Genomic DNA, 5,042 nt, shown 5'->3' on the forward strand with positions numbered 1-5,042 from the left:
TTTCGCGGCGCTCGCCAGCACTCAGACCCGATGCTTTATCCCAGGCAAAAATGACGAACGCCAGCACTGCTGCCGAGAAAATCACGATCATCATGCCGCCACGCCAATTGAAAATGGAATCATACGTTCTGAGAATTTCGTCGCGTATGATCGGGCGGGAGCCATGTAAACGTTTCTTTATTTTTGAAGCGACCATGCTCATTTCAACAGGATTTCTAACGGTGGCGACCACATCAGTAACGAAATTCTGTTTGATGCCAAACAGCTTCCTGAAATCTTGCTCGGTGATCAACATTAAATCGGCAGAAACCAATTCCGATTCCGAAGATAATGTGCTGACGATTTTCAGATGCATGATCTGGCCATCAAACGCCATAAACGGCATAAAATCACCTTGACCAATATTGCGCATGCGCGCGATGCCGCTGCCGATAATCAGCGTCCCAGGCTCTAAAGTTGCGCCATCATAGGTAAATAACGGTTTGATCGAATCATGCGCATGCAGCTCATCATTCTCTGATTCGACAAAAGTGCTTTTGCCCACTGACGCGGCATGCTCATCGCCAGTAGGCGGCACCATTATCGTGTAATTGGCGCTGACCAGACTATCATAATAATAGCCCCACAAGCGCCCTTCGACATGGGCCACGCCACGAATCGATTTGATTTCGTCGAGCTGTTCAAGCGGGAACAAATCATGACGGCCAGCGACGATTTTTTGCACAACGATCTCGGGCGAGCCTTGCAGAATCAGGGAGGCCTCTTTTTTGATCGAATGGGTAAAAAACATGGTCGAGGCGAGGATGAATACGATCAAGGTATACAAAGCCAGCAGGCCGATATTTTTTACTTTTCTGCGCAACAGTGCAGAAATCGTAAAATCAATGATATAGCGTTGTTTTTCTAACCAGACGTTCATGGCTGCTCAATTTTAACGAGGGGCTGCGTAAAGGAGCCGGATGGGAAATGCTCCAGGGACAAGGGATGATCCTGAAAAGCCGTGGTTAAATCAGCCTGCGACAAATGGCGCGTATAGCGCGCTTCAGTGAAAAGGCAAAGATCAGTCAGCCGCAAAGTTTTAACCAGCTCAGCTTTTTGCGCAAAAATAGTCTGCTGGGCGCTCTCGCTTAGTGAAGCATGGACTAAGAGCAGACCGAGCAAAGTCACCTCGATTGTCAAACCTAAGAAAAGCACTGATGATTTTCTCATATTACAGCACCACTAACTTTTTCATAAAAATTATAGATCACTGCAGGATCAATGTGAGATCAATGTAGGATTGATGTAGGATCAACGAAAAAATAGTTTCTCACAATAAGCGACACTCATCAATGCGGCAATTTGTCGCATTGATGCCCATTGCTAGAAACCAAAAATACCAAAATACGAATATTTTCTACAAAGAACTGTTGTTTTCACCGTTTTTCCTAAATTGGGCAGTTTTACTTCCCGCTCGATACTAGCAACGCTCTCAAACCTCACTCAGCGCTTTGATTCGTCATCATCAATAACGATAAATGTTCCAGGTATCATGCCCATCCAGCAACTCCATGGCACCATACCGCTTTCTGTGGGTGTAAATTCGATGATCTGCTCTCCCGGCTGCAGCTTAATTTCGAGGCCGTATTGCGGGATGACAATAGCCTCATTGCATTCATTCAATTCCCTGACGTTAATCACCCATTTCACTGGCACCCCCTTGCGCAGCGTAAACTTATTTGGAGAAAAGCTTTTTTTCAGCACATCCATCGAAATGGTTTGCTCATTCATAACATCCTGACTGATTTTGGTTATTTCTGTGCGATCGAAAGGCCAGCTCTCTGTCGGCCAAAATATAAAAGCTATTGCAAACATAGTGATGGTTACTGGCATGCTCATGATGGGTGCTTTTCAAATTTATAAAAAAGATAATTATTGTTTCTGTTCGGAAAGCGCGAGTAATCAATGATGATGCGTATGATCGTGCCCATGTCCAGGCACAGCATGACGTGCATGATCGCTGAGCTGAGCATCAAACCATTGGTGGATTGCGTTGATTAAGCGTGGTGAATCCGATGCATAATTAATCTGCGCACCGTCCGGAAGTTCTATATAGTCAATCTTGATCTGACCCACTTTGGCAGATTTCAACTCCGCCAGTCCCGGCATGTCTTCACCATGAATCTGCGCCGACCTGGAAAAATCACTCTGCCTGAATTCTGTCGAAATTTCAGACAGATGCCCGCGTATCAAGCGAATTTGCTCAGAATCGGATTTGTCTTTGGCAATCACCTGTTGAACGCCACCTTCATTTGTTTTAGTAAAAACATGGATCGTTTTCTCCAGATCAAATGGCATGACATGCGCGCCGCGCTTGGTAACTTCATCGAGCCGCTGCTCATCTGCTGGTTTTACTGCATAAGCTGGAAATATTGCAAATAATACAATCAACAACGATACGAAAGGCTTTTTCATGATGAACTCATCCATTTTTTAGATAAGAATTAGGCAATCCACCCACTAAATAATTCTGCAGGTAGAGGAAAAAGTCCATCCATGTCTTGATCAAAACCTGTCAAGTATTTTTTTAATTATTTGGGGGCAAGTAGTTACGTTGCCAGAACGATATCCTGCATACTTGGTCGAACGAGTTATTGGCACTGAAAGGAGGGAACCATGGAAATGGAAGTGCGAGCTTATCAGGCTGGCAAGAGAACAATTCCTTCCTTTAATAAGCTTCTATAGGAGGTAGTTAATCGTGGTTAGACGATCAATACAATCAGCTATTACAGTTTGTGCTGTAATTTTAACGTTTTATGCAGGTACAGCTGCGGGACATGAGAACGTATCCCCAGAAGATGATGTCTGCGTGCGTCAGGTAGGGGAAAACATGGTGCGTTTAAGCGCATACCAGCCTCAGAATAATCTTTTCGGGCAATCCTGTGAGGAGATACCCGCTGCGGGAGAGACTTATCTGGTGGTAGATTTGCTCGACAAGTCCATGCGCAATATGCCGGTAGGTTTAAAAATTTTTCGTGGGGATGCTAACGAAGGTGAGGCTATAACTCAGGTTAATGCCAATTACCATCCTGACGGTGTGATCAGTGGGGTGAGCAAGCTGGAGAAAGGACTTTATTCAGTTGTCGTTACAGCAGAAGGTGTACCGCCTCTGAATTATTACTACCAACTTCGCGTGGAAATGACGGATTATGAAACGATAGTACGTTCATGGATAGTCCCCATCATAGGCATGATGCTCTTGTTCTGGTTGGTGAATGATTTTGTCCAATCCAGACGTTGGCGCAGTTAGTTCAACTCTTGACGCTAATAGATAAGATCAGATATTCCAAGAAAATAGTTTTAGCCTCCGGCCAGAACCGGAGGCTTATTTCATCCCGCCTTCAGAGGTAAAAAATTGATATCACCTTTTCAATCCGAGTCGATCATAATACTCACTTATACTGGTTTGGCTGATCTCGTCAATAGCTATACTGATAACAATCATCATTCTTCAATTTTTTCATTGGAGTGTCTGCAATGTGTAACCTTTTATAGGCTTTTTCTTTTGATCCTCACTGTAGGCAACGGCTTCGCTAACATCAAGAAAAAACTGCTCTTCGCCCAGATATTGCATAATCCGGGCACGATTAAGCGTATCCCGCACGGGTCCAATCACGCCGGTTAAATAAAGGGCAATATCCCGTTTTTTATAATCGTCTATGACCTCTTTCAATGCATGAACGCCGCTCGTATCGATTGATGACATGCTTGCCGCATCGATGATGACCAGCTTAAGCGATGCCCTTTTTTCTTCTTCAAGCTTTCGTAATGTCTCTTTGAAATATTCGACATTAGCAAAATATAATTGTGAATCAAATCGAATGATCAGCAAATCATCGCGTTGTTCTACCTGTGGAAAACGCTTGATATTACGATAAATATTTGTCCCGGGTAACCGGCCGAGTACTGCAACATGTGGTCTAGTGCTTCGGTACACAACCATCACCAGCGATAACACAACACCTGTCGCAATTCCCTCTTCGATGCCGATAAACAAGGTAGCGAAAAATGTAATCGCACACATTGCGAAATCTTCCCGTTTTGTATTCCAGAGAAACTTCATCTCGCTGATATCGATCAATCCCAAGACGGCAACCAATATGATGGCAGCAAGAATTGCATTCGGTAGATACGTAAATAAAGGTGTGAGAAAAAGCAAAGTGATCCCGATCAGTCCTGCACTGATGATGGCGGCTAGCCCGGTTTTTGCACCTGCTTGCTCATTAACAGCAGTCCGTGAAAAACCTCCTGTCACGGGAAACGATTGAAAGAATGCACCGGAGATATTGGCAGCACCGAGACCGATTAATTCCTGATTCGAGTCAAGTTTATAATCACGATGTCGTTGCGCCATCGCTTTTGCAACAGCGATCGATTCCATGAAGCTGACCAATGAAATTGCTAACGCTAGCGGCAGCAGTGAATGCATGACATTGATATTGAAATTGATAGGACTAAATGACGGTAATCCTTGGGGTACCTCTCCTACAATGCGAACCCCACTTTCATCTAATTCCAAAAGCCAGACAATCATAATCCCGCTAACCACTACAAATAATTGTGAAGGAAAAATATTTTTCCATCTTCTCAGGAACAGAATGCTGACTATTCCGGTAACTCCAAGCAGTAGTGTCGGAATGTTGACGGCACCAATGTTGTGTAGGGTAACAGCTAATATCTCATGGATTTGATTGGTCCGAGGAAGGGGTATGCCGAGAAAATGCTGAAGCTGACTGAAAGCAATAATAATTGCCGCAGCGGAGGTAAATCCGGTGATCACCGGATGAGAAAGAAAATTAACGAGAAATCCCATGCGCAAAATACCCATAATGAGCTGTATCACGCCAATCATGAATGCCAGCAGGATTGCAAGGGCAATATAGCCTACGTCACATAAAATGATTCAATTTTAAAGAGTTGCTCAACGGTTTGGTTTTGTTGTTTTCTGATTGCTTTGGCTTGTGCCCATTTGTGCTCAATGGGGTTAAGGTCTGGTGAATATG

General features: G+C 44.1%; 6 protein-coding genes. 1 reads left to right on the forward strand and 5 read right to left on the reverse strand.

Going from position 1 to position 5,042, the window contains the following annotated elements:
• The 4 genes from J5I83_RS11385 to J5I83_RS11400 form a co-directional block, all read right to left on the reverse strand.
• Window positions 1-919 (reverse strand): hypothetical protein (locus tag J5I83_RS11385; RefSeq protein ID WP_304056128.1); only part of this gene is annotated, 919 nt, incomplete at its 3' end.
• Entirely contained in the window at window positions 916-1,209 is a 294-nt protein-coding gene (locus tag J5I83_RS11390) for a hypothetical protein (RefSeq protein WP_304056130.1), read from the reverse strand. The genes J5I83_RS11390 and J5I83_RS11385, both read right to left, overlap by 4 nt.
• 273 nt (window positions 1,210-1,482) lie before the next feature.
• Window positions 1,483-1,878, reverse strand: a complete 396-nt coding sequence (locus tag J5I83_RS11395) for a cupredoxin domain-containing protein (RefSeq protein WP_304056132.1) — start codon at window positions 1,876-1,878, stop codon at window positions 1,483-1,485.
• A gap of 63 nt (window positions 1,879-1,941) precedes the next feature.
• Window positions 1,942-2,454, reverse strand: coding sequence for an aspartate carbamoyltransferase (locus J5I83_RS11400; RefSeq protein ID WP_304056134.1), 513 nt, complete (start codon window positions 2,452-2,454; stop codon window positions 1,942-1,944).
• A gap of 283 nt (window positions 2,455-2,737) precedes the next feature.
• Here J5I83_RS11400 and J5I83_RS11405 point away from each other — a divergent pair, with 283 nt between their 5' ends.
• Window positions 2,738-3,289 (forward strand): hypothetical protein, encoded by a 552-nt coding sequence (locus J5I83_RS11405; RefSeq protein ID WP_304056135.1) that lies wholly within the window; start codon window positions 2,738-2,740, stop codon window positions 3,287-3,289.
• Between the two features lie 210 nt (window positions 3,290-3,499).
• Here J5I83_RS11405 and J5I83_RS11410 read toward each other — a convergent pair whose 3' ends face one another.
• Entirely contained in the window at window positions 3,500-4,942 is a 1,443-nt protein-coding gene (locus tag J5I83_RS11410) for a SulP family inorganic anion transporter (RefSeq protein ID WP_369683422.1), read from the reverse strand.
• Window positions 4,943-5,042 lie beyond the last annotated feature (100 nt).

It is taken from the genome of Nitrosomonas communis (assembly GCF_024102715.1).
GTDB lineage: Bacteria > Pseudomonadota > Gammaproteobacteria > Burkholderiales > Nitrosomonadaceae > Nitrosomonas > Nitrosomonas communis_B.